Below are 23,500 nucleotides of genomic sequence, written 5' to 3' on the forward strand. Positions count from 1 at the left end.
CTAGAGGGCGAGGCGGCGGGAGAGGTCCGAGGTGAAGGTGGAGCGGGGGTCGAGCTCGGCGCGCAGGGCGCGGAACTCGTCGAGCCCGGGGTACATCGCGGCAAGCGCCTCCGGCCGTACCCGCGAGTCCTGGGCGAGGCAGACCCGGCCGCCCGCGCCCCCGACCTCCTCGTCGAGCGCGTCGAGGAAGGCGCCGAGCCCGGGGAGCCCGGCGGGCAGGTCGAGGGCGAGCGCCCAGCCGGGGCGGGGGAAGGAGAGCAGGCCGGACCCCTCCGCGCCGAAGCGCCTGAGGGTGGCGGGGGAGGAGGGGCAGCCGCGCGCGGCGATCCGAAGGACCACCCTCCGCAGGGCCTCCTCCTGTCCGTACGGGACGACGAAGCGGTACGGGACGACGCCCTCACGCCCGTAGATCCTGTTCCGCCGCGGGATGCCGTCGAGGGGGTGGAAGAAGGCGGTGAGCGGCTGGAGACGGCCGGTGCTCGCTCGGGGGGCCCGGCGGTACCGGAGCTCGTTGAAGAGTCCGACGGTGGTCCGGTTCAGCAGCCCGCCGGGGAGGTACGGGGGCGGGGCGGGCAGCCGTCCGGGGCGAAGGGCGAGGGGGTCGCGGCGGGCCCGGTGGCCGCGGGGCAGCGCGTCGTACGGGGCGTGGTCGGCGCGGGTGAGGACGGCGCGGCCGGTGGCGGCGCCCCGGGAGAGCAGGTCGATCCAGGCGACGGAGTGGCTCCGGCGGTGGCCGGTGGAGCCGAACCGGTCCATCAGGTCGTCGAGGTCGTGGGCGCGTTCGGTGTCCACGCTCATCAGCGAGGTCTCGACGGGCAGCATCCGCAGGGTGACGGAGAGGATCACGCCGGTCAGGCCCATGCCGCCGGTGGTGGCGTCGAAGAGCGGGGTGCCGGGTGTCACGGTCCGGACGCCGCCGTCGGCGGTGAGGAGTTCGAGGGCGGTGACGTGCCGGGCGAAGGAGCCCGCGACCCGGTGGTTCGTACCGTGGACGTCGGACGCGACGGCGCCGCCGACGGTGACGTACCGGGTGGCGGGGGTGACGGGGGCGAACCAGCCGAGCGGCAGCAGCGCCGCCATCAGCCGGTGCAGGCTGACCCCGGCCTCGCAGACGACGAGTCCGCTGGTGGCGTCGAGGGCCAGGATCCGGTCGAGGCCGGTCATGTCGAGGACGGTGCCTCCGGCGTTCTGGGCGGCGTCCCCGTACGCGCGGCCGAGGCCGCGGGCGATCGTGCCGCGGGTGATCGTGCCGCGCGCCCCGTGGGCGCGGACGGCCTCGGCCGCCTCGGCGGGACCACGGGGGCGGTACACGCGCGCGAGGGTCGGGGCGGTGCGCCCCCAGCCGCTGAGTGCGACGCAGTCGTCGTCAAGGACGTGGGTCTCGACAGCCATGAGGGTGACCGTATAGGCGTCTCTGTCGCTTATGCCGGTATTGAAGGACGGCATGGCGATTCGGCGAAATGGGTGATTAAAGGAGTGTCACGAAAACACCCCGGAGCAGCGCACGGGTCGAGGGTGGAGGTGCGGGTAGAGGTACGCACATGGACTGGCTGACCAAGCTCCCCGTCATCGGCCCCTGGGTCGCCCGCCTCATGCGTACCCACGCCTGGCGTGCGTACGAGACCCTCGACGAGGTCCACTGGAGCCGGCTCGCCGCCGCGATCACCTTCCTCTCCTTCCTGGCCCTCTTCCCGCTGATCACCCTGGCCGCCGCGATCGGCGCCGCGCTCCTCTCCGAAGAGCAGCTCGGCCGGATCGAGGACAAGATCGCCGACCAGGTCCCGGGGATCTCCGAGCAGCTCGACATCGACGGCCTGGTCGCCAACGCCGGGACCGTCGGACTCGTCGCCGGCGTCCTCCTCCTCGTCACCGGCATCGGCTGGGTCGGCTCCATGCGGGACTGCCTGCGCGCTGTGTGGAAGCTCGACGACGTGGACGAGGGCAACCCGGTCGTGCTCAAGGGCAAGGACGCGCTCATCCTCGTCGGCTTCGGCGGCGTCGCCGTCGGCTCGCTCGCCGCGTCCTGGCTCGGCTCCACCGCCGTCGGCTGGAGCGCGGACCAGGTCGGCGTCTCCGGCGAAGGGGCGGGCGGAGTCCTCCTCCAGGCCGCCGCCGTACTCGTCGCCGTCGTCGCCGACTTCCTGATCCTGCTGTACGTCCTGACGCTGCTGCCCGGCGTGCACCCGCCCCGCCGCGCGCTCGTGATCGCGGCGCTCATGGGGGCGGTCGGCTTCGAACTGCTCAAGCTGCTGCTCGGCGGCTACATGAGGGACGTCGCGGGGAAGTCGATGTACGGGGCGTTCGGTGTCCCGATCGCCCTGATGCTCTGGATCAACTTCACCGCGAAGCTCCTGCTGTTCTGTGCCGCCTGGACGGCTACGGATTCACGTCGGGATCCGGCTGGGACGGGCGACGGCGCCCCGCGGACGCCGACAGCGGCCAGCGCCGGTTGACCAGGAACACGGCGCCGGCGAGGAGCACGAGCACCCCGCCGGCCACGGCGAGCGCGATCCCCACGCCACCTGACCTCTCGTCGGCGGCGGAGGCCCGCACGGTGTCCCCGGTGGCATTCTTGCCGGGTGCGGGAGCCGAACCGTCGACCGGCACGGCCGTCCCCGTACGCGCGGACAGCGGCGGCACCAGCTCGCCGACCGGAGTCACCTTGCCCGCCGCGGCGAAGCCCCAGTCGAGCAGCCGGGCGGTCTCGCGGTAGACCGCGTGCTGCTCCTTCGACGACGGGTTCATCACGGTGACGAGGAGGACCTTGCCGTTGCGCTCCGCGACGCCCGTGAAGGTGGCACCCGCGTGCGTGGTGTTGCCGTTCTTGACCCCGGCGATGCCCTGGTAGGGCGCGACGCCGAAGTCGCCCGTGAGGAGCCGGTTGGTGTTCTGGATCTCGAACGTCTCGCGCTTCTTGCCGCCCGGCTTCAGCTCGCCGGGGAAGACGGCCCTGGGCGTGGCGGCGTACGCGCGGAAGTCGGGGTTCTGCATGCCGCTGCGGGCGATGAGTGTCAGGTCGTACGCGGAGGAGACCTGGCCCGGGGCGTCGTAACCGTCCGGGGAGACCACCTGGGTGTCGAGCGCCTGGAGCTCGCGCGCGCGGGCGTTCATGTCCTTCACGGTCTGCCGGAGGCCGTTGTTCATGTTGGTCAGGACGTGCACGGCGTCGTTGCCCGAGCGGAGGAAGACGCCGAGCCACAGGTCGTGGACGCTGTAGGTCTGCTTCTCCTTGATGCCGACCAGGCTGGATCCCGCTCCTATCCCCGCCAGGTCGGCGTTGGTGACCAGGTGGTTCTGCGTCTTGGGGAACTTCGGCAGCAGTGTGTCCGCGAAGAGCATCTTGAGGGTGGAGGCCGGGGCGAGCGGCCAGTGCGCGTTGTGCGCGGCGAGGACCTGGCCGCTCTCCGCGTCGGCGACGATCCACGCGCGGCCCGACAGGTCCTTCGGCAGCACCGGGGCGCCGGGGCCCAGCTTCACCTGGGTGCCGGGGCTGCCGAGCAGGGGCCCGCCGACCGCGGACATCGTCTCGGGCGGCTTGGGCTGTTTGTCCTTCTCGTCCTTCGTGTCCGCGTGGGCGGGCACGGCGACGGCAAGCGGCAGCAACACAGCAGCGGCGACCGCCCAAGCGGCCTTCTTCGAAGCAGACACGGTCGTGAACGTACAGGTACGGAACAGGGATCCGAACCCCGGCTGGCGCTTCGGCCCGGCTCGTCCACCCGGACGCGGGGGCCGGGAGGCGCACGGTGATACTGGGGTCATGAAGCTCAGCCGCCGCGTCTCCTGGTTCCTGCTCGCGTTCGGGGTGTGGAGCTGGTTCATCTGGGTCACCTTCGTCAAGAACCTGTGGCAGGACGGGAGCGGCCTCGCGTTCGACGACGCCGGCGACCCGACGGCCTACTTCTGGGTTCACCTGCTGCTCGCCGTCACGTCCTTTGTCCTGGGGACGGTGATCGGGGTGCTCGGGTTGCGTGGGGTGCGCGCCGCGCGCCGATCGAACGACTGACTGAGAAGAGGGGTTTCGGGGCGTGGTCGTGTTCCTGCTGGTCCTGATCGTGGTTCTCGCGCTGCTCGGCGCGGTCCACTGGTACGTGTGGCGGCGCCTCGTGCGTGACGTCACGACGCGCGGGAGCCTTCCCCGGCGCCTGGGGACGGCCGCCGTCGTGGTGCTGCCCCTGCTGTCGTTCGCGGCCCTGGGCTCCTCCCGGGCCGGAGCCCCCTTCGTGCTCCAGCAGGCGGTCGCCTGGCCGGGCTTCCTCTGGCTCGCCCTGCTCCTCTACGTGACCCTCGCCCTGGCCGTCGGCGAGGCCGTCCGGCCTGCCCTGCGCGCCTGGCTCGCCCGCCGGGACGCGAGCGCGGGGATGCCGGTGACGGTCGCCCAGTCGCCCGCCCCCGCCTCCGCGCCCCCCGTACCGGTGCTGGTGCCCGAGGCCGCAGCGGCCGCGGAGACGCCCGCCGAGCCTGCTGCCGGGATGCCCGCCGAGCCTGTGGCCGAGACGCCCGCCGAGGCGGCCGTGTCCGCCCCCGCCCCCGCCGAGGTCTCCCGGCGGCTCTTCGTCTCCCGGGTCGTCGGCGGCACCGCCGCCGCCGTCGCCGCGGGGACCGTGGGATACGGCGCGTACGGCGTGCTGCGCGGCCCCCGGATCAAGCGGGTCACCGTCCCGCTCGCCAAGGTCCCGCGCGCCGCGCACGGCTACCGGATCGCCGTCGTGTCCGACATCCACATCGGCCCGATCCTGGGCCGCGCCCACACCCAGCGCATCGTGGACGCGATCAACTCCGCCCAGCCCGACCTGATCGCGGTCGTCGGCGACCTCGTCGACGGCACCGTGGAGAACCTCGGCTCCGCCGCCGAACCCCTCGCGCGGCTCCGCGCCCGCCACGGCTCCTTCTTCGTGACCGGCAACCACGAGTACTTCTCGGGTGCCGACGCCTGGGTCGACCACGTCCGCGAACTCGGCCTGCGCCCGCTGCGCAACGAGCGACTGGAGATCCCGGCCGGCTTCGACCTCGCGGGCGTCGACGACATCGCGGGGGAGAGCGAGGGCCAGGGCCCCGACTTCGCACGGGCCCTCGGCGACCGCGACCGGGCCCGCGCCGCGGTCCTCCTCGCGCACCAGCCGATCGTCGTCCACGACGCCGTACGCCACGGCGTGGACCTCCAGCTCTCCGGCCACACCCACGGCGGCCAGCTCTGGCCCGGCAACTACCTGGCCGAACTGGCCAACCCGACCGTCGCGGGGCTCGAACGCTACGGCGACACCCAGCTGTACGTCTCGCGGGGCGCGGGCGCCTGGGGACCTCCCGTACGGGTCGGGGCGCCCTCGGACATCACCCTGGTCGAACTCGCCTCGAAACAGGCCTAACCGGGGCCGGTCACTCCCCGCGCAGAGGTCGATACGAGCTGCTCATCGACTTAAATTCGCATTTCCCGGACATATGACCTGTCGTGTAAAAGTTTCCTCTTCCCCTTGTGAAAACCGTGTGATGGGATGACGGCATCGCGACGTTCCGGGGGCCGTCGCAGCTGGGGTGGACGAAAAAAGGAAGCACGGCAATGCGGTCGACGGTCCGTCTGCGGATCCTCATCATTTGTGGAGTACTGGTGGCCGCCGGAGTGGGGGGCTGGCAACTCCTGCCCTCCGACGACGGCCGGACCGATCCGATCAGTGTCGGCACAACCGACGAGATCACTTCACTGGACCCGGCCGGCGCGTACGACGCCGGTTCCTGGGCCATGTACAGCAACGTTTTCCAGTCGCTGCTGACGTTCAAGGAGGGGTCCACGACCCCCGTTCCGGACGCGGCGGAGAGCTGCAAGTTCACGGGCGCCAAGCTGTCGACGTACGCGTGCAAGCTCCGCGACGACCTCGCCTTCTCCAACGGGCGCAAGGTGACCGCCGAGGACGTCAAGTACTCCTTCGAGCGGATGCTGCGCATCAAGACGGACGTCGGCCCCAAGGCCCTCTTCCCGACGCTGAAGAGCGTCACGGCCTCGGGCCGCACCGTCACCTTCCACCTGAGCGGCAGGGACGCCACGTTCCCGCTGAAGGTGGCCACGGGCGCCGGTTCGATCGTCGACCGTGACCAGTACCCGGCCGACAAGCTGCGTACGGGCTCGGCGGTGGACGGCTCGGGTCCGTACGTCCTCAAGGAGTACAAGGAGGGCGAGTCCGCGCTCCTGGAGCCCAACACGAAGTACCGGGGCGCCGTCACCAAGGCGGGCCGCCCGGTCCTCGTGAAGTACTTCGGCCAGTCCGCGGACCTCGCGAACGCCTGGAAGACCGGGGACGTCCAGGTGACGCACCGGCAGCTCCCGCCGGAGTTCGTCTCGACCCTGAACACCGACGGTATCCGGGTCACCGAGGCGGAGAGCGCCGAGATCCGCAACCTCAACCTCAACGTCCGGCCCGGCTCGCCCATGGCCGACAAGGCCGTACGGCAGGCCGTCGCCGCCGTCCTCGACCGCCCGGCGATCACCACCGGCCCCTTCAAGGGCACGGTCGAGCCGCTGTACTCCCTCATCCCGCAGGGCTTCATCGGGCACAGCACCGCGTTCTACGACGTCAACCCGGAGCCGAGCGCCAAGAAGGCGAAGCAGCTCCTGGAGGCGGCCGACATCAAGACCCCGGTGAAGTTCACCTTCGGCTACCGCAAGGACGCCACCTACGCCGCCGAGACCGCCGAGATCAAGCGGCAGCTGGAGGCGTCCGGCCTCTTCGAGGTCGAGACCGTCGAAGCCGAGTGGCAGGCCTTCCAGAAGGCGTACGCGAGCGGCGCCTACGACGCGTACACCGTCGGCTGGCTCCCCGACTTCCCCGACTCCGACAGCTTCACCGCACCGCTCGTCGGCACCGGGAACACCCTGCACAACGGGTTCTCCAGCAAGAAGATCGACGCCCTGATCGCCTCGACGCAGCAGTTCAGCGACCGGTCCCGGGCGACGTCCGACTTCAAGGACATCCAGAGCGAGGTCGCGGCCGAGGTCCCGCTCGTCCCGCTGTGGCAGAAGAAGGACTACGTCCTGTCCACGGAGGCCGTCGCCGGCTCCCAGTACCTGACGGACGGCACGGGCATCTGGCGCCTGTGGGAACTGAGCTGGATCTAGCTCACGAATCCTCGGACGGCTACGGCGGCTAAGGCGACTTCGACGTCTTCGACGGCTTCGGCGGCTTCGGGTCGGCCCGCTTCTTGGGTTTGCCCGAGGCCGCCATTCCCGCTGCCGTCGGCATGAAGTCCGAGAGCAGCTCGTGGGTCTCCTTCACGAGCGGGCGCAGGACCCGGAAGCGGGAGAGCGAGATCGCGCGGGCGGTGACCGGCGCGAGCCGCTCCACCAGGCGGCGGCTGTTGACCGCGCCCTCCGAGCGGTCGTACACCCAGAACAGCACCAGGCCCATCTGCTGGAGCCACAGCAACCGCGGCAGCGCCTCGGCCAGTTCCGGGTCGACCTTCACCGAGGCGCCGGAGATGACCCGCCGGTGGACCTCGATCGCCGCCTCGCGCGGGCCCTCCGACTCGGGCGAGAAGGGGCTGAGCGGACTGTCCGGGTCGGCGGCGTTCTTGAAGAACTGGGCCGCGAACTCGTGGTACGGCTCCGCGATGTCCAGCCAGCCGAGGTAGACCCCGCGGATCCGCGCCGTGAGGTCCTTGTCGGCGCCGGTCAGGATGGGCTCGACTGCCGCCTGGTGCTCCTCGGCGATCCGGTCGTAGAAGCCCTGGACGAGGTGCTCCTTGGAGGAGAAGTAGTAGTACGCGTTGCCGACGGAGACCCCGGCCTCCTGGGCGATGGCCCGCATCGTCGTCTTGTCGTAACCGCGCTCCTTGAACAGCCGGAGCGCGGTCTCGAGGATGAGCGTGCGGGTCTGCTCGCTCTTGGGGGCCTTCTTCTCGTCGGCCTGCTTCTCTTCCTTCACGTCCTTCACAAGGCCGAGCCTAGCCGGGCGGACCGGGCACCTCGCAGTGCCCGTCCTCGCAGCCCGGACCCTTGAGGGCCGCGCGCCACTTGGCCGCCGCGAGCACGGTCATCCGGGCGAAGGGCTGCCCGGCGGGGGTGGCGAGCCAGTGGGCCCTGGGCCGGTGCTCGGCGAGCGCCCAGAGGCAGACGATCCAGGCGGCGGTCTCCCGGTAGACCTGGCCCCGGTCCCCGACCACGGTGATCTCCCGCAGCGTGGCGGTGTGGTCGAGGTCCGGGAAGCGGCGCCTGGCCTCCTGCGACCCGGCCGGTACGAGGTCGAGCGGGACGAGCTGTCGCTGCCGCAGCAGCCAGTGCCTGAGGTGCACGCAGAGCGGGCAGTCGGCGTCGTACAGCACGGTCAGACGTCCCACGGGGATCGTCGGCGCGGTCGGGGCCTGCACGGCGGGTCAGCCCTGGGGTGCGGGCGGGGTCCAGGGACCCGCCTTGGGCGTGGTGGTCCAGCCCTGCGGGCGGACGGGCGGCACCTGCTCGCGCTCCATGACGCCGCGGCGGCGGATCTTGTTGAGGACGTACACGTTCCCGAGGTGCATCACGCCGAGGACGAGCAGGACGACCCCGAGCTTGACGGAGAGCGCCTCGAAGAGGGCACGGGCGTCGAGGACGGCCTCGTCCTGGCTCAGGTAGAGGGCGACGAAGCCGAAGTTGACGAGGTAGAAGCCGACCACCAGGAGGTGGTTGACCGCTTCGGCGAGCTTCTCGTTCCCGTGCAGGACGTCCGCGAGGAAGATCCTTCCGTTGCGGCTGAGTGTGCGGGCGACCCAGATGGTCAGGGCCACGCTGATCAGCAGGTAGACGATGTACGCGATGACAGTGAGGTCCATGCCCCACCCTCCCTTGAACGCGTTCAAAAGCTGGCGGTCATGACTGTAGACCTCTCTTTGAACGTGTTCAAGTCGCGGTCGCGTGACGCTCGGAAAGGCGATGGCCAAAACCCCTCCCGCCGCCTAGGGTCAGTCGAATGACGCTCTCTCATGACACGGCCGGCACCGGCACCTCGAACGTTCTCCTGCTGCACTCCGGGGTCTGTGACCGCCGCATGTGGGACGCGCAGTTCCACGCACTCGCGGAGGTGGGGCACCGGGTCGTCCGCTGTGACCTCCGCGGCTTCGGCGAGAGCCCCATGGACGCCGCGCACACCCACGCCGACGACGTCCGGGACCTCCTCGACCACCTCGGCATCGAGCGGGCCGTCGTCGTCGGTTCCTCCTTCGGCGGCCGGGTCGCCCTGGAACTCGCCGCCCGCCACCCCGGCCACGTCTCCGCCCTCGCCCTGCTCGCCTCCGGCACCCCCGTGATGCAGCCGAGCGACGAACTGCGGGCCTGGGGCGCCCGCGAGGACGCGATGATCGAGGCGGGCGACCTCGACGGCGCCGTCGAGCTCAACGTCGACACCTGGCTCGGCCCCGAGGCCGGGGAGGACGCCCGCGCCCTCGTACGGGAGATGCAGCGGCACGCCTTCGAGGTGCAGCTCGCCGCCCCCGAGGAGTGCCACCCCGTCAACCCCGGGGTCACGACGGAGGAGCTCGCCGGCATCGAGGTCCCCGCCCTGGTGGTGTCCGGCGCCCATGACGTGCCCGACTTCCAGGCGGTCGCCGACGACCTCGGCCGCCTCCTGCCCGCCGCCCGCCGCGTCGACCTCGACTGGGCCGGCCACCTCCCCGCCCTTGAGCGCCCGGAGGACACCACCCGCCTGCTCGCGGACTTCCTCGCCGAGGTCGACGCGCTCAGCGCGTCCGCGCGGTGACGCCCGCCGCCCGCTAAGGCCGTGTCCGGAAAGTCCCACCTGAGCCGCGACGCCTGGCACGCGCGCCGCGGCTCCTGCCCTTCGGGTAGACGGCGCTACTTTCCGGACACGACCTAAGGCCTCACCGGCGTCTTCGGCGCAGACCCGGATCGGACTCGGACGGCGACGGCCTCCAGCGCCCTGGCGATCCCCTTCGCCACCGTCCGGTTCCACACCTCCCCCTCCAGCCGCCCGAGCCACCGCACGGCCTCCGGGCCCCGGACGCCCCCGCACGCGCCGAGCACCGCGACGGCGGTCGTGGCCAGGGGCTGACTGCGGCAGACGCCGCCGGAGCTTTTTGCGCCCGTGCCCGCGTGGAGCGCCACGGCCCCGACGGTCGGCACCACCCAGTCGGCGTCCACGTCGAGCGCCGCCCACAAAAGGCCCCGGACGAGCGAGGTGTTGGCCGCGTAGGCCAGGGTCGGCGTCCCGGGTCCGTACGGATCCGGATCGTTCACCCGGTGCGCGGGCTGTACGGCGATCCCCTCCAACAGCCGCCGCACCACCTCCGCCCCGGCCGCGGCCTCCGCGAGCCGCGCGGCCGACTCCTTCCGCCACCGCCCGGTGGCGGAAGGCCGGTCAAGCAGGGCGCAGTGCGCCAGGAACGCCGCCACTCCGCCGCCGGCGAGGAGATCCCCGTGCGCGGCCCGCATCGCCGGGCCGTAGTCGTCATGCCCGTCGAGGAGATGACGGGGCAGCAGGCCGGTGCCGACAGGGGACTCCCGGTCCAGCAGGACGTCCATCCGGTCCCGGAGCGGGCCCGACAGGTCCGCCGGAGGCACCCGCGGCGATGCGGCCATCGCGCGCAGGACCCGGATGCCGGGCCGGTCGAAGTCCCCGGCCTGGTCCGCCGCCGACACGGCGATCGGCACCAGGGCGAGGAACGACTCCTCCAGTTCGTGCGGCGCGACCTCCGCGTCCCTCCCCAGGAGCCGGGCGAGCAGCAGATCGGACTCGGCGACCGACCAGCCCAGCTCCTGCCGGGCCAGGGCGGCCAGCGCGGGTCTCGCCAGTTCCTCGTCCGACCGTCGGCAGACGCGCCGGTGGAGCGCGAGCGCGGCTTCCCGCCGCCCCGCCGTGTCCAGGGAGTCGAGGAACTCCCGCAGCGCGCCCGCCGCCCCGGCCCGCTCCCGCTCGACCGCCTCGTCGAGGCCGCTGCCCGGGCCCGTGATCCCCACCATGCGTACGACGGTAGGGGCCCGCACTGACAGGCTCTACGTGAACCGCCGCACCCCCGGCACCAGGGCGGTGCCGAGGCAGCAGCCGCCCACCAGCACCGCCGCCGCGAACAGCGGCACCTCGGGCCCCCAGGCGGAGGCGGCGAGCGGGGCCAGGGCGTACCCCAGGGGCATGGCGGCCAGGGAGAGCAGCCAGTCGTACGAGGTGACCCGGGCGAGCGCGTGGTCGGGCACGGCCCGCTGGACGGCGGTCTCCCACACGGGGGAGAGGAATCCGAGCCCTGCCTGCGCGAGGCCGTAGGCGGCGATCGTCAGGGGCGCGGGTGCGGCGACCGCGAGCAGCACCAGCGGCAGGGCGTACGTGGCGAGTCCGAGGTTGGCCGTCAGGACGGGGCGCCGGGGCCGGGCCCGGTGGGCGAGCAGCGCGCCGCCGAGGAAGCCGAAGGCGCCGACCTGGAGCAGGACGACCCAGGTCCCGCCGCCGCCGAGCCGCTGCACGGCGACGGCGGGCCCGAGGGTCATCAGGACGGCGGCGGCGCCGTTCCACGCGCTGTGTCCGATCAGGCTGGTCCAGTACCAGTCACGGGAGCGGACCTCCTGCCAGCCCTCCTTGAGGTCGGCGCGGAGCGAGCGGCGGGGGATCGGCACCCGGTTCACCCGTACGGCGGTGAGGAGGAGGGCGCTGAGCGCGAAGGTGGCCGCGTCGAGGACGAACGCCCAGCCCGGGCCCACGGTCAGGACCAGGGTGCCCGCGAGCGCCGGCCCGCCGAGCCGGGTGGCGCTCCGGGCGATCCCCATGGCGGCGTTGGCCCGGTGCAGGGCCTCGGGTGCCACGGTGCCCTTGACCAGCGGTGACCCGGTCGGCATGGCGAAGGCTCCGGCCGCGCCGCCGAGGGCTTCCGCGACCGCGAGGACGGCCAGGCTCGGGGAGCCGCCGAGCAGTTGGACGCCGACGAGGAGCTGGGTGGCGCAGCGTACGAGATCGGTGGTGAGCGCGACCGTGCGGGCGTCGAAGCGGTCGCCGACGACTCCGCCGAGCGGCAGCAGGAGCAGCCTGGGGATCATGGCGCAGCCGAGGACGAGGGCGAGGGCGGAGGTGGAGCCGGTGGCGTCGAGGACGGCGAGGGCGAGGGCGGCGGGGATGGCGGCGTCGCCGAGCAGGGAGAGGGTGCGGCCGGTGAAGAGCAGCCGGAAGGAGCGGGTGCGCAGGGGGTGGGGGGCGACGGGGGGAGCGGGTGTGCGAACGGGTGGCACAGGCATGACACGAGACTATTTCGGCAACGAATAATTCGTCAACGAAATACTTCTCTCGCCTCCCCGGGAGCCCGCGCCCCCTGCGACGTCATCTCGTGGCGACGCCCGCCGACGTACGATCAGCTCATGGCGACGCCCCCCGAGGAACCGCGTACCCCACGCGAACCGCGCGACTGGACCGACGACCACGTCGCCCGCTGGCAGCCCGTGCTGCCCGGCCTCGACCCCGTCGTCGAAGGCGCCGTCACCCGGATGAAGAAGCTCTCCGTCCACCTCCGCCGGGTCAGGGAGCAGTCCCTCGTCGACTTCGACCTGGAGCGCCACGAGTTCGACACGCTCCACAAGATCGCCGGCCGGGGCGGCAGCGCCGCGCCCTCCGAACTCGCCCAGGACCTCGACCTGGCCCCCGCCTCCGTCTCCGGCCGCCTCGACGCCCTGGAGAAGCGCGGCTTCGTCCGCCGCACCCAGTCGACGACCGACCGGCGCCGGGTCGTCGTCGAACTCACCGCCGCGGGCCGCGAGACCTGGCTCGGCGCGATGGACGTCCTCGGCCACGAGGAGGAGCGCCTCCTCGGCGTCCTCGCCCCCGAGGAGCGAATCCTCCTCAACGACCTGCTGCGCCGGGTCATGGCCGAGGCGGAGAGCGGCGAGAACGTCCGCCACTGGGGCGGCTGACCGGGGCCGGCCGGAAACGGCGAAGGGCCCCGCCTCCCGTGAGGGAAGCGGGGCCCAGCCACCTGCCGGAAGGTCAGAAACGACGCGTGATCAGCGCGCGCTTCACTTCCTGGATGGCCTTCGTGACCTCGATGCCACGCGGGCACGCGTCGGTGCAGTTGAACGTCGTGCGGCAGCGCCACACACCGTCCTTGTCGTTCAGGATCTCCAGGCGCTGCTCGCCCGCCTCGTCACGCGAGTCGAAGATGAAGCGGTGCGCGTTGACGATCGCGGCCGGACCGAAGTACTGGCCGTCGTTCCAGAAGACCGGGCAGGACGACGTGCACGCGGCGCACAGGATGCACTTGGTGGTGTCGTCGAAGCGCTCGCGGTCCTCGGCGGACTGCAGACGCTCGCGCGTCGGCTCGTTGCCCTTGGTGACCAGGAACGGCATGACGTCCCGGTACGCCTGGAAGAACGGCTCCATGTCCACGACGAGGTCCTTGAGGACCGTCAGGCCCTTGATGGCCTCGACCGTGATCGGCTTCTCGGGGTTGATGTCCTTGATCAGCGTCTTGCAGGCGAGCCTGTTCTTGCCGTTGATCCGCATCGCGTCCGAGCCGCAGATGCCGTGCGCGCACGAGCGGCGGAAGGTCAGCGTGCCGTCGACGTCCCACTTGATCTTGTGGAGGGCGTCGAGCACACGCTCCTTCGGGTCGATCTCGATCTGGAAGTCCTCCCAGACCGACGCGTCCGACACCTCGGGGTTGAAGCGGCGGATCCGCATCGTGACCGTGATGTACGGGGAGGCCGCGGAGTCCTTCTCCACCTTGTCCAGTACGGGGGTAGCCATCAGTACTTACGCTCCATCGGCTGGTAGCGGGTCTGGACGACCGGCTTGTAGTCGAGACGGACGGTCTCGGAGCCGTCCTCGCCGACCTCGCGGTACGCCATGGTGTGGCGCATGAAGTTGACGTCGTCGCGGTTGGGGTAGTCCTCGCGGTAGTGACCGCCGCGGGACTCCTTGCGCGCCAGGGCCGAGACGGCCATGACCTCGGCCAGTTCGAGCAGGTTGCCCAGCTCGATGGCCTCAAGGAGGTCCGTGTTGAAGCGCTTGCCCTTGTCCTGGATGGACACGTTCTCGTAGCGCTCGCGCAGCTCGGCGATCTTCTCGACGGCCGTCTTGATGGTCTGCTCCGTACGGAACACCATCACGTTGGCGTCCATCGTCTCCTGGAGCTCACGGCGCAGGTCGGCGACCCGCTCGTTGCCCGTGGAGTTGCGCAGCTTCTCGATCTGCGCGACGACGAGGGACTCCGGGTTCTCCGGCAGCTCGACGTAGTCGTGCTTGGCGGAGTACTCGGCGGCGGCGATGCCGGAGCGCTTGCCGAAGACGTTGATGTCGAGCAGCGAGTTGGTGCCGAGGCGGTTGGCGCCGTGCACCGACACGCAGGCGACCTCGCCGGCCGCGTACAGGCCCGGGACGACCGTGGTGTTGTCCGAGAGGACCTCACCCTGGACGTTCGTCGGGATGCCGCCCATGGCGTAGTGCGCGGTGGGCTGGATCGGGATCGGGTCCGTGTACGGCTCGATGCCGAGGTACGTACGGGCGAACTCGGTGATGTCCGGGAGCTTGGCGTCGAGCTGCTCCGGCGGAAGGTGCGTCAGGTCCAGGAAGACGTGGTCGCCCTCGGGACCGCAGCCGCGGCCCTCGCGGATCTCCGTGTAGATGGAGCGGGAGACGACGTCACGGGACGCGAGGTCCTTCATGACCGGCGCGTACTTCTCCATGAAGCGCTCGCCGTCCTTGTTGCGGAGGATGCCGCCCTCACCGCGGGCGCCCTCCGTGAGAAGGATGCCCATGCGCCAGATGCCCGTCGGGTGGAACTGGAAGAACTCCATGTCCTCCAGGGGCAGACCGCGGCGGTAGCAGGCGGCCTGGCCGTCACCGGTCAGGGTGTGCGCGTTGGAGGTCACCTTGAAGAACTTGCCGGTGCCGCCGGACGCGTAGATCACGGCCTTGGCCTGGAAGATGTGGATCTCGCCGGTGGCCAGCTCGTACGCGACGACGCCCGCGGAGTGCTTCACACCGTCGATCTCGGTGATCAGCTGGTCCAGGACGTAGAACTCGTTGAAGAACTCCACGCCCTCCTTGACGCAGTTCTGGTACAGCGTCTGGAGGATCATGTGGCCGGTGCGGTCCGCGGCGTAGCAGGACCGGCGGACCGGGGCCTCGCCGTGGTTGCGGGAGTGACCGCCGAAGCGGCGCTGGTCGATGGTGCCGTTCGGGGTGCGGTTGAACGGCAGGCCCATCTTCTCCAGGTCGAGGACGGCGTCGATGGCCTCCTTCGCCAGGATCTCGGCGGCGTCCTGGTCGACCAGGTAGTCACCGCCCTTGACCGTGTCGAAGGTGTGCCACTCCCAGTTGTCCTCCTCCACGTTGGCGAGCGCGGCGGCCATGCCGCCCTGCGCGGCGCCCGTGTGGGAGCGGGTGGGGTAGAGCTTCGTCAGCACGGCGGTGCGGCTGCGCTTCGTCGACTCGATGGCGGCGCGCATGCCGGCGCCACCGGCGCCGACGATGACGGTGTCGTACTTGTGGATCTTCATGACGTGGATTACCTCAGCCCCGTGCCTAGCGGATGTTCGGGTCGAAGGTGAAGATCACCAGCGTGCCCAGGAGGATGGTGAACACCGTGGCGGTGTACAGCAGGCCCTTGAGCCACAGGCGCGTGTTGGCCCGCTCCGCGTAGTCGTTGATGACGGTACGGAGGCCGTTGGCGCCGTGCAGCATGGCGAGCCAGAGCATCAGCAGGTCCCAGACCTGCCAGAACGGGGACGCCCAGCGGCCGGCCACGAAGGCGAAGCCGATCTTGGAGACGCCGCCGTCCAGGAAGAGCTGGATCAGCAGGTGGCCGAGGACCAGGACGACCAGGACGATGCCCGAGAGGCGCATGAAGAGCCACGCGGCCATCTCGAAGTTGCCGCGGGTCGCCTTGGGCGTCTTGCCGGTGCGCTTGCGGGGGGCCTCGATGTACGGCGCGGGGTTGTCCACGTCGTAGACGGCGCCGCCCTCGACGGGGCCGATCGTGGAGGAGGTGGTGTCAGCAGACATATCTGGCGTCAGCTCCCGAACAGTTCACGTGCGGCGTGGCCGAGGATCGGGTACAGCGAGCCCGCCATCAGCACGACCCAGATGCCCACGACGGTCCAGAGCATCTGCTTCTGGTAGCGCGGGCCCTTGGACCAGAAGTCCACGGCGATGACCCGGAGGCCGTTCAGCGCGTGGAAGAGGATGGCAGCGACGAGGCCGTACTCGAGGAGAGCGACGATCGGCGTCTTGTAGGTCGCGACGACCTCGTCGTACGCCTCGGGGGAGACGCGGACGAGAGCGGTGTCCAGCACGTGTACGAACAGGAAGAAGAAGATGAGGACGCCGGTGACTCGATGAGCCACCCAGCTCCACATTCCTTCCCGGCCGCGGTACAGCGTTCCAGCCGGCACGGAAAAACCCTCCGGGAGCGGGGATCAGGGTCGGCCGGCTTCAGTGTCGGTCTGACCCGGCCGGGTACGGTCCACCGGCCCCGGTCATCGTAGCGACGACTTGTCGGTTCGCTCGCGCGGGGTCCATCGGTGTGATCAAACAGGCACGGACGGGCTATCGCGGAGACCGGAATCGCCGCATTCCGGACGGAATCACGGTCCGGAGTGTCGCGGCGTGAGCCTCTCGGCGAGCCGGAAGGCCAGCCGGGCGCGGGCGAGCCGCCTCAGTTCGTCGGCGGCGATCACCCGTTCCTCCTCGGCTTCGTTGCCGAGACGTGACCGGATGCCTGCCAAAACCTGGTCGAGCCGCTCCCCGGGACGCACTCCGTCGAGGCTGATCACGAACGCGTGTCCGAAGCTGCTCTCGTACGCGGCGTGGGCGGCCCGCAGCGCCGTCCGGGCGGCCGGCGGGGCGTCCGGGTGCGGCAGCGCGGAGGACTCGGCGGCCAGGGCCTCGTCGAGATCGGCGCGGGACAGGTCGTACCCGGCCTCGTCGGCGGCGGCGAGCAGGGCGTCCAGGGTGGGGTACGGGCGATGCGCCGCCACCCGTTCGGCCCAACGGAGGCTGTGGCAGCAGGAGAGGAGCAGCGCCTCGGCCTCGACCGGCGTGGCGGCGTTGAAGCCGGTGAGCCCGCGCAGGGGTCCGTGGGGGGCCGGGCCCTTGTTCTGAGCGGGTATGACCGCGGTGGCGGACGTGTCCGTGGAGCCCGGCTTCCGGCGGGGGACGTGGGTGTCGCTGGTCAGCGTGGGCTCCGGTACTCCGGGACGGGTGGGGTGGACGTGACTCAACGTTATCGACGGGATGAGGGAAGTGTCCGACGGATGCGCGAATTTCACCCGGAAGGGAGAGTTTCGGAACAAGTGACGGAAGATCCGGTTCCGTCACGAGTCACGAGTCATGAGTCATGAGTCATGAGTCATGAGAGACGAGTGACGCATGGTGAGTGACCGATGGACGGGGACGGACTGTATGAGTGACGGATGAGCGGGTCCGTTCCCCCGATTGGCCGGACCGTCCGCCGTACGGGAGGATTCCGATGATGCGGTACTCCATACGGGCGCCCCACAAGGGCCCCGCACTCCTGGCGACCGCGGTGGCACTGGCCACCGTGGCGGCCTGCTCCGGCGGATCGCCGAGTGGAGCCCCCAGTCCCGCCTCGCCCGGGACATCGTCCGGCGGTACGTCGACGAGCGCCGTGCCCACCAGCGCGCCGCCGAGCCCGACGCCCACGCCCACCCGTACCTACCCCCTCTCCACCGCGCCCCGCACCGTCCCCGCCGTCCGCGACCACGAGGCCGCGCGCGGGCCCGGCTGGAAGCCCGCGCCGACCGCCGGGGTCGTCGTCGCCGCGAACAGCGCGGCCCTCGCCGACGAGGGCAGACTGCTCGCCGGGGAGCTGGGCATCCCCTACCGCGGCGCCGTGGCCGCGGGCCCCGGGGATGTCGAGCTGGCCCTCGGGGCGAAGGGCGGCGCCCCCGAGTCGTACACCCTCACCGTCCGCGACAACCGGGTCCGGATCAGCGGCCCCGACGAGGCCGGCGTCTTCTACGGCACCCGCACCCTCAAGCAGTCGGTGAAGGGCTCGGGCGCGATGCCCGAGGGAACCGTCACCGACGCCCCCGCGAAGCCGCAGCGCGGACTGAACCTCGACATCGCCCGCAAGTTCTTCACCGCCGAGTGGATCGAGGCGCGGCTCCGGGAGATGGCCGACCTCAAGCTCAACCAGTTCGGTCTGCACTTCTCCGACGACCAGGGCTTCCGGATCGCCTCGGACACCCATCCCGAGATCGTCTCGGCCCAGCACCTCACCAAGGCCGAGATCCGCCGGATCCTCGCCCTCGCGCGGAGCCTGCACATCACCGTCGTGCCCGAGATCGACTCGCCGGGACACCTCGGCGCCGTCCTGCGCGCGTACCCGGACCTCCAGCTGCGCAACGTCCAGGGGGTCCCGCGCCAGGGCGCGATCGACATCTCCAAGCCGGCGTCCGCGCGGCTCGTCGACGAGCTGCTGCGCGAGTACGCGGCGCTCTTCCCCGGCGGCTGGTTCCACGTCGGCGCCGACGAGTACCAGGCGCTGACCGTCCGCTCGCCCGAGGCCTCCTATCCGCAGCTCGCCACGGCGGCCCGCCAGAAGTACGGCGCCCAGGCGCGCGTCCAGGACCTGGCGGAGGGCTGGCTGAACGACCGCGCGGCGGTGGTGCGCGGCACCGGCAAGACGGCGAAGGCCTGGAACGACGGCTTCTTCCGCGGCGGCGTCGTCCACGCCGACAAAGGCATCGAGGTCGAGTACTGGACCGGCAAGGAGATCGGGGCCAGGCCGCCGGCCGAGTACCTGGCCGAGGGCCGCAAGGTCGTGAACCTCAACGACGAGTACCTCTACTACGTCCTCGGTGAGCCGAACCAGTTCACGTACCCCACGGGCCGCCGCATCTACGAACAGTGGACGCCGCTCGTCCTGCGCGGCACGGCCCCGGTCCCCGCGCGGTACGACTCCCAGATCCTGGGCGCCCGCTTCGCGGTCTGGTGCGACCTGTCCCGCGCGCAGACCCAGGCGCAGGTGGCGGAGGGCATCCGGCTCCCCTTGACGGCACTGGCCCAGAAGGTCTGGAACCCGACGAAACCCACGCTGACCTGGGACGAGTTCAGGGCCTTGGCGGCGAAGGTGCGCTGAGCTCCGTCATGGACGCGAGCGCTCCGGATCGCGTACGTTCCCCCGGCGGCGGCCGCCTGGCCGCCGCACGTTCCTTGGGGGGAACCACGTGCTCGTACTCCGAAACCCGAACGGCCTCTCGTACGCCGTCATCGCCCTGCTCGCGGGCAACATCGTCTTCGACGTCCTGCTCGGGCTCGTCGACGTCCGTGACCTGACGGCGCAGGACCCTCTCTCCACCGGTCCCGCCGGGGTCGGGGCGCTCAACCTCGGCGTGGCGTACAGCATGGCGTTCACCGTGTACGTGGCCACCGCGGTCGTCTTCATCGTCTGGTTCTACCGACTGCGGAAGAACGCCGAGGTCTGGGCCGGTGACCTGCAGACCCGGAAGCCCGGCTATGCGATCGGCGGCTGGTTCATCCCGATCGGCAACTTTTGGATCCCGCGGGCCGTCGCCGTCGAGATCTGGCGGGCCAGCCGCTGGGAGCCGTACGCCGCCGACGGCAAGCGCGAGCTGACGCTGCTCAACAGCTGGTGGACGTGTCTGCTCGCCGCCAACATCACGAACTGGATCTCCGGCAAGCTGTTCCAGTCGGCGCAGACCGTGGCCGAGTACGACACCGCGTCCACCTGGTCCCTCGCGGGCTACGCCCTCGACATCGTCGCCGCCGTCCTCGCCATCCTCTTTGTCCGACGTCTGACCTCTATGCAGCATGCCAAGGCCACTGGGATGATTCCGGCCGCGCAGTGACGAAAAAGCGCCCCCGGGCGCAGTAGTGGAAGTACTGCGTCCGCATCGGGTGGCGAGGAGGCGTCCATGACGTCGGGGAACGGCCGGAGCCTGCTGGAACTGATCGACGGGGCCGACGAGCGGGGGCTGGCCGCGGCCGGCCTCGCCTGCCTCGACCGCTGTCTCCCGCTGCTCGCCGCCGACCGCGGCGACGTCCTGCGGCCCGTGTGGGCGGCCGTCGCGCGCGGCGACGGACAGGCCTGGGGCGAGGCCGTCGCCAAGGCCCGCGCCGAACTCGGCGCCGACGGCACGGAGGACGCCGGGGCCGTGCACGGGATGCTGGCCGCCGCTCCCGAGGCCTGGACCGCGGACGCCCTCCGCGCCTGGGCCGGCGAGTGCTCCGTCACCGCTCTCGTCCTGCACGGCCGGTACGACGCCGCCGAGGTGTCCGACGGCCTCGTCGAGCGCTGCCGTGCGGGGAGTGCCGAGGGCGCGGGCCCGCTGCTCGCCGGGGAGCTCCGCCGCCAGCAGGCCGTCCTCGAATCGGCCGCCCACGGCCCGACCGGCCTGCGCCGGGCCCGTGAACTCTCCGTCGAGGGCGGCCGGGTGCTGCGCGCGGTCGTCTCGCGCCGGGCCCGCACCGCCTGATTCCTCCGGGCCGGCTCAGGCCTGGGGGGACTCCGGGGCCTGGATCGCGACCGAGGCGATCGTCTCGGAGATCTCCCGCTCCGCCGTGGCCTTGTCCAGGCCGAGCCCGCTCAGGACGCCCTGCCCGTCCTCGTGCTCCAGGAGGGCGAGCAGGATGTGCTCGGTTCCGACGTAGTTGTGCCCGAGGCGCAGGGCCTCGCGGAACGTCAGCTCCAGGACCTTCTTCGCCGCCGCGTCGTACGGGACGAGCGTGGGCGGCTCCTCGACGGCCGGCGGCAGCGTCGCCGAGGCGGCCTCGCGGACCTGGTCCAGGGTCACGCCCTGGGACATGATCCAGAACGCCGCGAGCCCCTGGGGCTCCGCGAGCAGGCCGAGTGCCAGGTGGCCGGTGGTGATCTCGGCGTTGCCGACGGCCGTGGCCTCGTTCTGGGAGGCCATGACCACGTTCCTGGCCCGGGTGGTGAAGCGGTTGAACCCCGCGTTCGCGTCCATCTTCTCCGCGTCCGGCTCCTTGGGGACGAAACGCTTCTGGGCCGCCTGGCGGGTGACGCCCATGCTGCGGCCGATGTCGGTCCAGGAGGCGCCGGAGCGCCGGGCCTGGTCCACGAAGTGGCCGATGAGGTGGTCGGCGACGTCGCCGAGGTGGTCCGCCGCGATGACGGCGCCGGAGAGCTGCTCCAGGGCGTCGGGGTGGACCTTCTTGATCGCGTCGATGAGTTCGTCGAGGCGGACGGGAACGGTCGGAACGACTGGATTCGTCATGAGTGCAACCCTAGGTTGACACCCATCCACTGTCAACCAGTCGTTGACAGTGGGGGGTCGGGCTGCGCCCAGGGCAGGCGAGAGCCCAGGCCGGGAGAGAAGGAGAAAAGCGCGAGAGGCGCGGGAAAAGGAGGGGGAAATGGGAGACGACCGGGGCCGCCACCCCCCACAGGAGAGGCCCCGGTCGTCGTCCACGGAGCCGCAGCACGGCTCCGTACTCCATTCAGCGCCGAGCCTGCGTTTTCTGTCACACCGCGACCGCACCCCGCGTCCGGCACCCGAGCGGCACGTCATCACCCGGAGGTTGCAAGTTGCACAAAGACCCCGGATCGCGTGGACGCGGCGCCGGAACACGACGTAGCGTGCACATGCGCGAGGCGGCGTGGGCGGTGGTGACCAGCCGCGATGAAGCGACCGACGCGACCGACGAACAGGGTTTGGGGAGTGCTGGGGGACGACGCGGAGCTGACGGCCGCGGTGCTCGCTGCGCAGGACGGGGACGAGAACGCCTTCCGTACTGTGTATCGCGCCGTGCATCCACGGTTGCTCGGCTACATACGGACACTGGTCGGCGACACCGACGCCGAGGACGTCGCCTCCGAGTCCTGGCTGCAGATAGCCCGCGACCTCGACCGCTTCGACGGCGACGCGGACCGCTTCAGGGGCTGGGCCGCCCGGATCGCCCGCAACCGCGCCCTCGACCACATACGGATGCGCGGGCGGCGGCCTGCCGTCGGCGCCGACGAGACCGAACTGACCGACAAGCCCGCCGCGTCCGACACCGTGGACGAGGCCCTGGAGGCCCTGGCCACCGGGGACACCATGCGGCTGATCGCCCAGCTCCCGCAGGACCAGGCCGAGGCCGTCGTCCTGCGCGTCGTCGTCGGCCTGGACGCCAAGACCGCCGCCGACACCCTGGGCAAACGCCCCGGTGCCGTGCGCACCGCCGCCCACCGGGGCCTCAAGAAGCTCGCCGAACTCCTCGGTGCCGGCGCGGGGACGGACGGACCGGACGGCACCGGTGAGCCCGTCGTCTCACTGGACGGTGTGCCTCCGCAACGCGGCCGTGCGCCGGGGGCCGTGACCCCCCGCGGTGTGACGCAATCACGTCCGCGTACGCAGAAGGACATGTGATGGCCGACGAGCGGTACCAGTGGCTCGATCAGGAGGCCGCGGAGCGGCTGCTCCGCGGTGAGCCGGTCGAGGCCGTCGGCGACCATGCCCGCACGCAGGCCGAACGCCTCGCCGGAGCCCTCGACGCGGCCCGCGCCCAGGCCGTCGTGGCGGCCGGGCGCACCGAACTGCCCGGCGAGGCCGCCGCGCTCGCCGCCTTCCGGAAGGCCGCCGCCGAGCGCGCCGGCGCCGGCGCGGTGACCGGTGCCGCGACCGCCGCGACCGCCGCCACCGTCCGCACCGAGCACGCCGATCTGGGCCGGGTCCGGCTCGCGCCCGTCGTCGCGCCGGCCCGTCGCTGGGGACGCTCCCTGCGGTACGGAATCGCCGCCGCGGTGGCCGCCGTCACCGTGGGAGGGGTCGCCGTCGCCGCTGGAACAGGTGTGCTGCCCCTGGTCGGTCCGGCGCCCGCCAGCTCCGTCACGGCGGGGGAGACACCCGACCCGCTCGTCTCGAAGGACCCCGGCATACGCACGGACCGCGAGGCACCCCCGACGGCCCCGGGCGGCAGCGGCGAACCCGCCCCCGGAGTCTCCCCGTCCGCCGGCACCGGCACCGGCACGGCGCCCACCCCGGGCCCCGACGGGCAGGGCACCGGCACCCCGGACCAGGGCACCCCGAAGCCGGGCAGGAGCACGGCGGGCCCGTCCACGGACCCGGGCGGCGACGCCTCCGGCCCCGGAGGTACGGGCGTGAGCCCGGGCGGTACGACCTCCCTGGAGCGGGCCGTGCAGGCCTGCCGGGAGTACCGGGCGGGCAGGCTGGACGCCACCGGCCGGAAGCAGCTCACGAACAACCTGCGCGGCGGCGAGACCCTCCGCCGCTACTGCGACCGGATCCTCGGCGGCGGTGGCGGTACGGGCGCGCCCGACGACGGCGGCAAGAGCGGGGACGGCGCGACGGACGGCGCCAAGGGCGACTCCGACCCCGAACCCGACGACGACAAAGACCAGGACCGCCCCGGCGGCCACAAGGGCGGCGGCCGGGACGACGAGCGCGGCGGCGGCAGCGGCCGGGCCGCGAAAACCGTCCCGGACACCCGCGCCACCGTCCACTCGACGGCACCGGAAACGGCAGCGGAAACCACGGCCGGAACCACGGCCGGAACGACGGCGGAAACGACGACCCCCGCACGCGTTCCGCTGCCGGTGTAAC

24 protein-coding genes are annotated in these 23,500 nt (G+C 71.7%); 11 read left to right on the forward strand and 13 right to left on the reverse strand.

The genetic code is table 11. From position 1 onward, the window contains the following. The gene (locus ACIA8N_RS06360) at positions 1–1,392 is read right to left on the reverse strand and encodes an FAD-binding oxidoreductase (RefSeq protein ID WP_365784790.1); all 1,392 of its coding nucleotides are present in this window, start codon (positions 1,390–1,392) and stop codon (positions 1–3) included. A 149-nt stretch (positions 1,393–1,541) separates the two neighbouring features. Here ACIA8N_RS06360 and ACIA8N_RS06365 point away from each other — a divergent pair, with 149 nt between their 5' ends. Then, the gene (locus ACIA8N_RS06365) at positions 1,542–2,453 is read left to right on the forward strand and encodes a YihY/virulence factor BrkB family protein (protein ID WP_365784788.1); all 912 of its coding nucleotides are present in this window, start codon (positions 1,542–1,544) and stop codon (positions 2,451–2,453) included. Here ACIA8N_RS06365 and ACIA8N_RS06370 read toward each other — a convergent pair. Further along, on the reverse strand, positions 2,377–3,648 hold the full coding sequence (locus ACIA8N_RS06370) for a D-alanyl-D-alanine carboxypeptidase (RefSeq protein ID WP_365784786.1): 1,272 nt from the start codon (positions 3,646–3,648) through the stop codon (positions 2,377–2,379). The genes ACIA8N_RS06365 and ACIA8N_RS06370 overlap by 77 nt on opposite strands. Positions 3,649–3,757: 109 nt before the next feature. Between ACIA8N_RS06370 and ACIA8N_RS06375 the strand changes: the two genes are divergently transcribed. From ACIA8N_RS06375 to ACIA8N_RS06385, 3 genes are all read left to right on the forward strand, one after another. Next, on the forward strand, positions 3,758–4,003 hold the full coding sequence (locus ACIA8N_RS06375; protein WP_359211148.1) for an SCO4848 family membrane protein: 246 nt from the start codon (positions 3,758–3,760) through the stop codon (positions 4,001–4,003). A 22-nt stretch (positions 4,004–4,025) separates the two neighbouring features. Further along, complete coding sequence (locus ACIA8N_RS06380) at positions 4,026–5,363, forward strand: metallophosphoesterase (RefSeq protein WP_365784784.1); 1,338 nt, start codon at positions 4,026–4,028, stop codon at positions 5,361–5,363. Between the two features lie 191 nt (positions 5,364–5,554). Then, complete coding sequence (locus tag ACIA8N_RS06385) at positions 5,555–7,105, forward strand: ABC transporter substrate-binding protein (RefSeq protein WP_365784782.1); 1,551 nt, start codon at positions 5,555–5,557, stop codon at positions 7,103–7,105. Between the two features lie 28 nt (positions 7,106–7,133). Here ACIA8N_RS06385 and ACIA8N_RS06390 read toward each other — a convergent pair whose 3' ends face one another. The 3 genes from ACIA8N_RS06390 to ACIA8N_RS06400 are packed head-to-tail and all read right to left on the reverse strand — an operon-like array spanning position 7,134 to position 8,793. Beyond that, positions 7,134–7,919 (reverse strand): TetR family transcriptional regulator, encoded by a 786-nt coding sequence (locus ACIA8N_RS06390; protein WP_365784780.1) that lies wholly within the window; start codon positions 7,917–7,919, stop codon positions 7,134–7,136. A 10-nt stretch (positions 7,920–7,929) separates the two neighbouring features. Next, positions 7,930–8,322 carry a DCC1-like thiol-disulfide oxidoreductase family protein gene (locus ACIA8N_RS06395; protein ID WP_365784778.1) on the reverse strand — a complete coding sequence of 131 codons (393 nt, stop codon included), beginning with the start codon at positions 8,320–8,322 and terminating at the stop codon, positions 7,930–7,932. Positions 8,323–8,358: 36 nt separating this feature from the next. Then, the gene (locus ACIA8N_RS06400; protein ID WP_365784776.1) at positions 8,359–8,793 is read right to left on the reverse strand and encodes a hypothetical protein; all 435 of its coding nucleotides are present in this window, start codon (positions 8,791–8,793) and stop codon (positions 8,359–8,361) included. A 137-nt stretch (positions 8,794–8,930) separates the two neighbouring features. Here ACIA8N_RS06400 and ACIA8N_RS06405 point away from each other — a divergent pair, with 137 nt between their 5' ends. After that, positions 8,931–9,716, forward strand: coding sequence for an alpha/beta hydrolase (locus ACIA8N_RS06405; RefSeq protein ID WP_365784774.1), 786 nt, complete (start codon positions 8,931–8,933; stop codon positions 9,714–9,716). A 113-nt stretch (positions 9,717–9,829) separates the two neighbouring features. Here ACIA8N_RS06405 and ACIA8N_RS06410 read toward each other — a convergent pair whose 3' ends face one another. Together ACIA8N_RS06410 and ACIA8N_RS06415 are read right to left on the reverse strand one after the other, a co-directional pair. Next, positions 9,830–10,936 carry a hypothetical protein gene (locus ACIA8N_RS06410; protein WP_365784772.1) on the reverse strand — a complete coding sequence of 369 codons (1,107 nt, stop codon included), beginning with the start codon at positions 10,934–10,936 and terminating at the stop codon, positions 9,830–9,832. A 33-nt stretch (positions 10,937–10,969) separates the two neighbouring features. Continuing rightward, positions 10,970–12,193 (reverse strand): MFS transporter, encoded by a 1,224-nt coding sequence (locus ACIA8N_RS06415; protein ID WP_365784770.1) that lies wholly within the window; start codon positions 12,191–12,193, stop codon positions 10,970–10,972. A 120-nt stretch (positions 12,194–12,313) separates the two neighbouring features. Between ACIA8N_RS06415 and ACIA8N_RS06420 the strand changes: the two genes are divergently transcribed. Continuing rightward, on the forward strand, positions 12,314–12,862 hold the full coding sequence (locus ACIA8N_RS06420; protein ID WP_365784768.1) for a MarR family transcriptional regulator: 549 nt from the start codon (positions 12,314–12,316) through the stop codon (positions 12,860–12,862). 73 nt (positions 12,863–12,935) lie between these two features. On the opposite strand, the gene ACIA8N_RS06425 is transcribed toward ACIA8N_RS06420, so the two are convergent. The 5 genes from ACIA8N_RS06425 to ACIA8N_RS06445 form a co-directional block, all read right to left on the reverse strand. Further along, positions 12,936–13,694: a succinate dehydrogenase iron-sulfur subunit gene (locus tag ACIA8N_RS06425; protein WP_015035718.1), complete on the reverse strand. Its 759-nt coding sequence runs from the start codon at positions 13,692–13,694 to the stop codon at positions 12,936–12,938. Then, entirely contained in the window at positions 13,694–15,448 is a 1,755-nt protein-coding gene (sdhA, locus tag ACIA8N_RS06430; RefSeq protein ID WP_030220565.1) for a succinate dehydrogenase flavoprotein subunit, read from the reverse strand. Before sdhA ends, ACIA8N_RS06425 begins: the two co-directional genes overlap by 1 nt. A 25-nt stretch (positions 15,449–15,473) precedes the next feature. Beyond that, a complete protein-coding gene (locus tag ACIA8N_RS06435; protein ID WP_030220568.1) occupies positions 15,474–15,953 on the reverse strand; it encodes a succinate dehydrogenase hydrophobic membrane anchor subunit in 480 nt (159 codons plus the stop codon). Between the two features lie 8 nt (positions 15,954–15,961). Then, the gene (gene sdhC / locus ACIA8N_RS06440) at positions 15,962–16,342 is read right to left on the reverse strand and encodes a succinate dehydrogenase, cytochrome b556 subunit (protein WP_073809812.1); all 381 of its coding nucleotides are present in this window, start codon (positions 16,340–16,342) and stop codon (positions 15,962–15,964) included. Positions 16,343–16,534: 192 nt separating this feature from the next. Continuing rightward, positions 16,535–17,170, reverse strand: a complete 636-nt coding sequence (locus ACIA8N_RS06445) for a 2-oxo-4-hydroxy-4-carboxy-5-ureidoimidazoline decarboxylase (protein ID WP_399415819.1) — start codon at positions 17,168–17,170, stop codon at positions 16,535–16,537. A 248-nt stretch (positions 17,171–17,418) separates the two neighbouring features. On the opposite strand from ACIA8N_RS06445, the gene ACIA8N_RS06450 reads away from it, so the two are divergent. From ACIA8N_RS06450 to ACIA8N_RS06460, 3 genes are all read left to right on the forward strand, one after another. After that, positions 17,419–19,053: a glycoside hydrolase family 20 protein gene (locus ACIA8N_RS06450; RefSeq protein WP_365784765.1), complete on the forward strand. Its 1,635-nt coding sequence runs from the start codon at positions 17,419–17,421 to the stop codon at positions 19,051–19,053. An 88-nt stretch (positions 19,054–19,141) separates the two neighbouring features. Beyond that, complete coding sequence (locus ACIA8N_RS06455) at positions 19,142–19,783, forward strand: DUF4328 domain-containing protein (RefSeq protein ID WP_365784763.1); 642 nt, start codon at positions 19,142–19,144, stop codon at positions 19,781–19,783. Positions 19,784–19,849: 66 nt separating this feature from the next. Continuing rightward, on the forward strand, positions 19,850–20,410 hold the full coding sequence (locus ACIA8N_RS06460) for a hypothetical protein (protein ID WP_365784761.1): 561 nt from the start codon (positions 19,850–19,852) through the stop codon (positions 20,408–20,410). Between the two features lie 15 nt (positions 20,411–20,425). Here the strand turns inward: ACIA8N_RS06460 and ACIA8N_RS06465 are convergent, their stop codons facing one another. Next, on the reverse strand, positions 20,426–21,172 hold the full coding sequence (locus tag ACIA8N_RS06465; RefSeq protein WP_365784759.1) for a Clp protease N-terminal domain-containing protein: 747 nt from the start codon (positions 21,170–21,172) through the stop codon (positions 20,426–20,428). A gap of 444 nt (positions 21,173–21,616) precedes the next feature. On the opposite strand from ACIA8N_RS06465, the gene ACIA8N_RS06470 reads away from it, so the two are divergent. After that, complete coding sequence (locus ACIA8N_RS06470) at positions 21,617–22,306, forward strand: RNA polymerase sigma factor (RefSeq protein ID WP_365784757.1); 690 nt, start codon at positions 21,617–21,619, stop codon at positions 22,304–22,306. After that, positions 22,306–23,499: a hypothetical protein gene (locus ACIA8N_RS06475; RefSeq protein ID WP_365784755.1), complete on the forward strand. Its 1,194-nt coding sequence runs from the start codon at positions 22,306–22,308 to the stop codon at positions 23,497–23,499. Before ACIA8N_RS06470 ends, ACIA8N_RS06475 begins: the two co-directional genes overlap by 1 nt. The last annotated feature ends 1 nt before the right edge of the window (position 23,500 follow it).

Origin of the sequence: Streptomyces sp. NPDC051822 (assembly GCF_044452745.1) — a bacterium.
Lineage (GTDB): Bacteria > Actinomycetota > Actinomycetes > Streptomycetales > Streptomycetaceae > Streptomyces.

Coding starts and splice junctions, on each gene's coding strand:
- ACIA8N_RS06400 (WP_365784776.1), bottom strand. CDS start 8,793: ATGGACCTCACTGTCATCGCGTACATCGTCTACCTGCTGATCAGCGTG.
- ACIA8N_RS06375 (WP_359211148.1), top strand. CDS start 3,758: ATGAAGCTCAGCCGCCGCGTCTCCTGGTTCCTGCTCGCGTTCGGGGTG.
- ACIA8N_RS06435 (WP_030220568.1), bottom strand. CDS start 15,953: ATGTCTGCTGACACCACCTCCTCCACGATCGGCCCCGTCGAGGGCGGC.
- ACIA8N_RS06425 (WP_015035718.1), bottom strand. CDS start 13,694: ATGGCTACCCCCGTACTGGACAAGGTGGAGAAGGACTCCGCGGCCTCC.
- ACIA8N_RS06385 (WP_365784782.1), top strand. CDS start 5,555: ATGCGGTCGACGGTCCGTCTGCGGATCCTCATCATTTGTGGAGTACTG.
- ACIA8N_RS06450 (WP_365784765.1), top strand. CDS start 17,419: ATGATGCGGTACTCCATACGGGCGCCCCACAAGGGCCCCGCACTCCTG.
- ACIA8N_RS06365 (WP_365784788.1), top strand. CDS start 1,542: ATGGACTGGCTGACCAAGCTCCCCGTCATCGGCCCCTGGGTCGCCCGC.
- ACIA8N_RS06415 (WP_365784770.1), bottom strand. CDS start 12,193: ATGCCTGTGCCACCCGTTCGCACACCCGCTCCCCCCGTCGCCCCCCAC.
- ACIA8N_RS06475 (WP_365784755.1), top strand. CDS start 22,306: ATGGCCGACGAGCGGTACCAGTGGCTCGATCAGGAGGCCGCGGAGCGG.
- ACIA8N_RS06465 (WP_365784759.1), bottom strand. CDS start 21,172: ATGACGAATCCAGTCGTTCCGACCGTTCCCGTCCGCCTCGACGAACTC.
- ACIA8N_RS06360 (WP_365784790.1), bottom strand. CDS start 1,392: ATGGCTGTCGAGACCCACGTCCTTGACGACGACTGCGTCGCACTCAGC.
- ACIA8N_RS06420 (WP_365784768.1), top strand. CDS start 12,314: ATGGCGACGCCCCCCGAGGAACCGCGTACCCCACGCGAACCGCGCGAC.
- sdhA (WP_030220565.1), bottom strand. CDS start 15,448: ATGAAGATCCACAAGTACGACACCGTCATCGTCGGCGCCGGTGGCGCC.
- ACIA8N_RS06460 (WP_365784761.1), top strand. CDS start 19,850: ATGACGTCGGGGAACGGCCGGAGCCTGCTGGAACTGATCGACGGGGCC.
- ACIA8N_RS06405 (WP_365784774.1), top strand. CDS start 8,931: ATGACGCTCTCTCATGACACGGCCGGCACCGGCACCTCGAACGTTCTC.
- ACIA8N_RS06410 (WP_365784772.1), bottom strand. CDS start 10,936: ATGGTGGGGATCACGGGCCCGGGCAGCGGCCTCGACGAGGCGGTCGAG.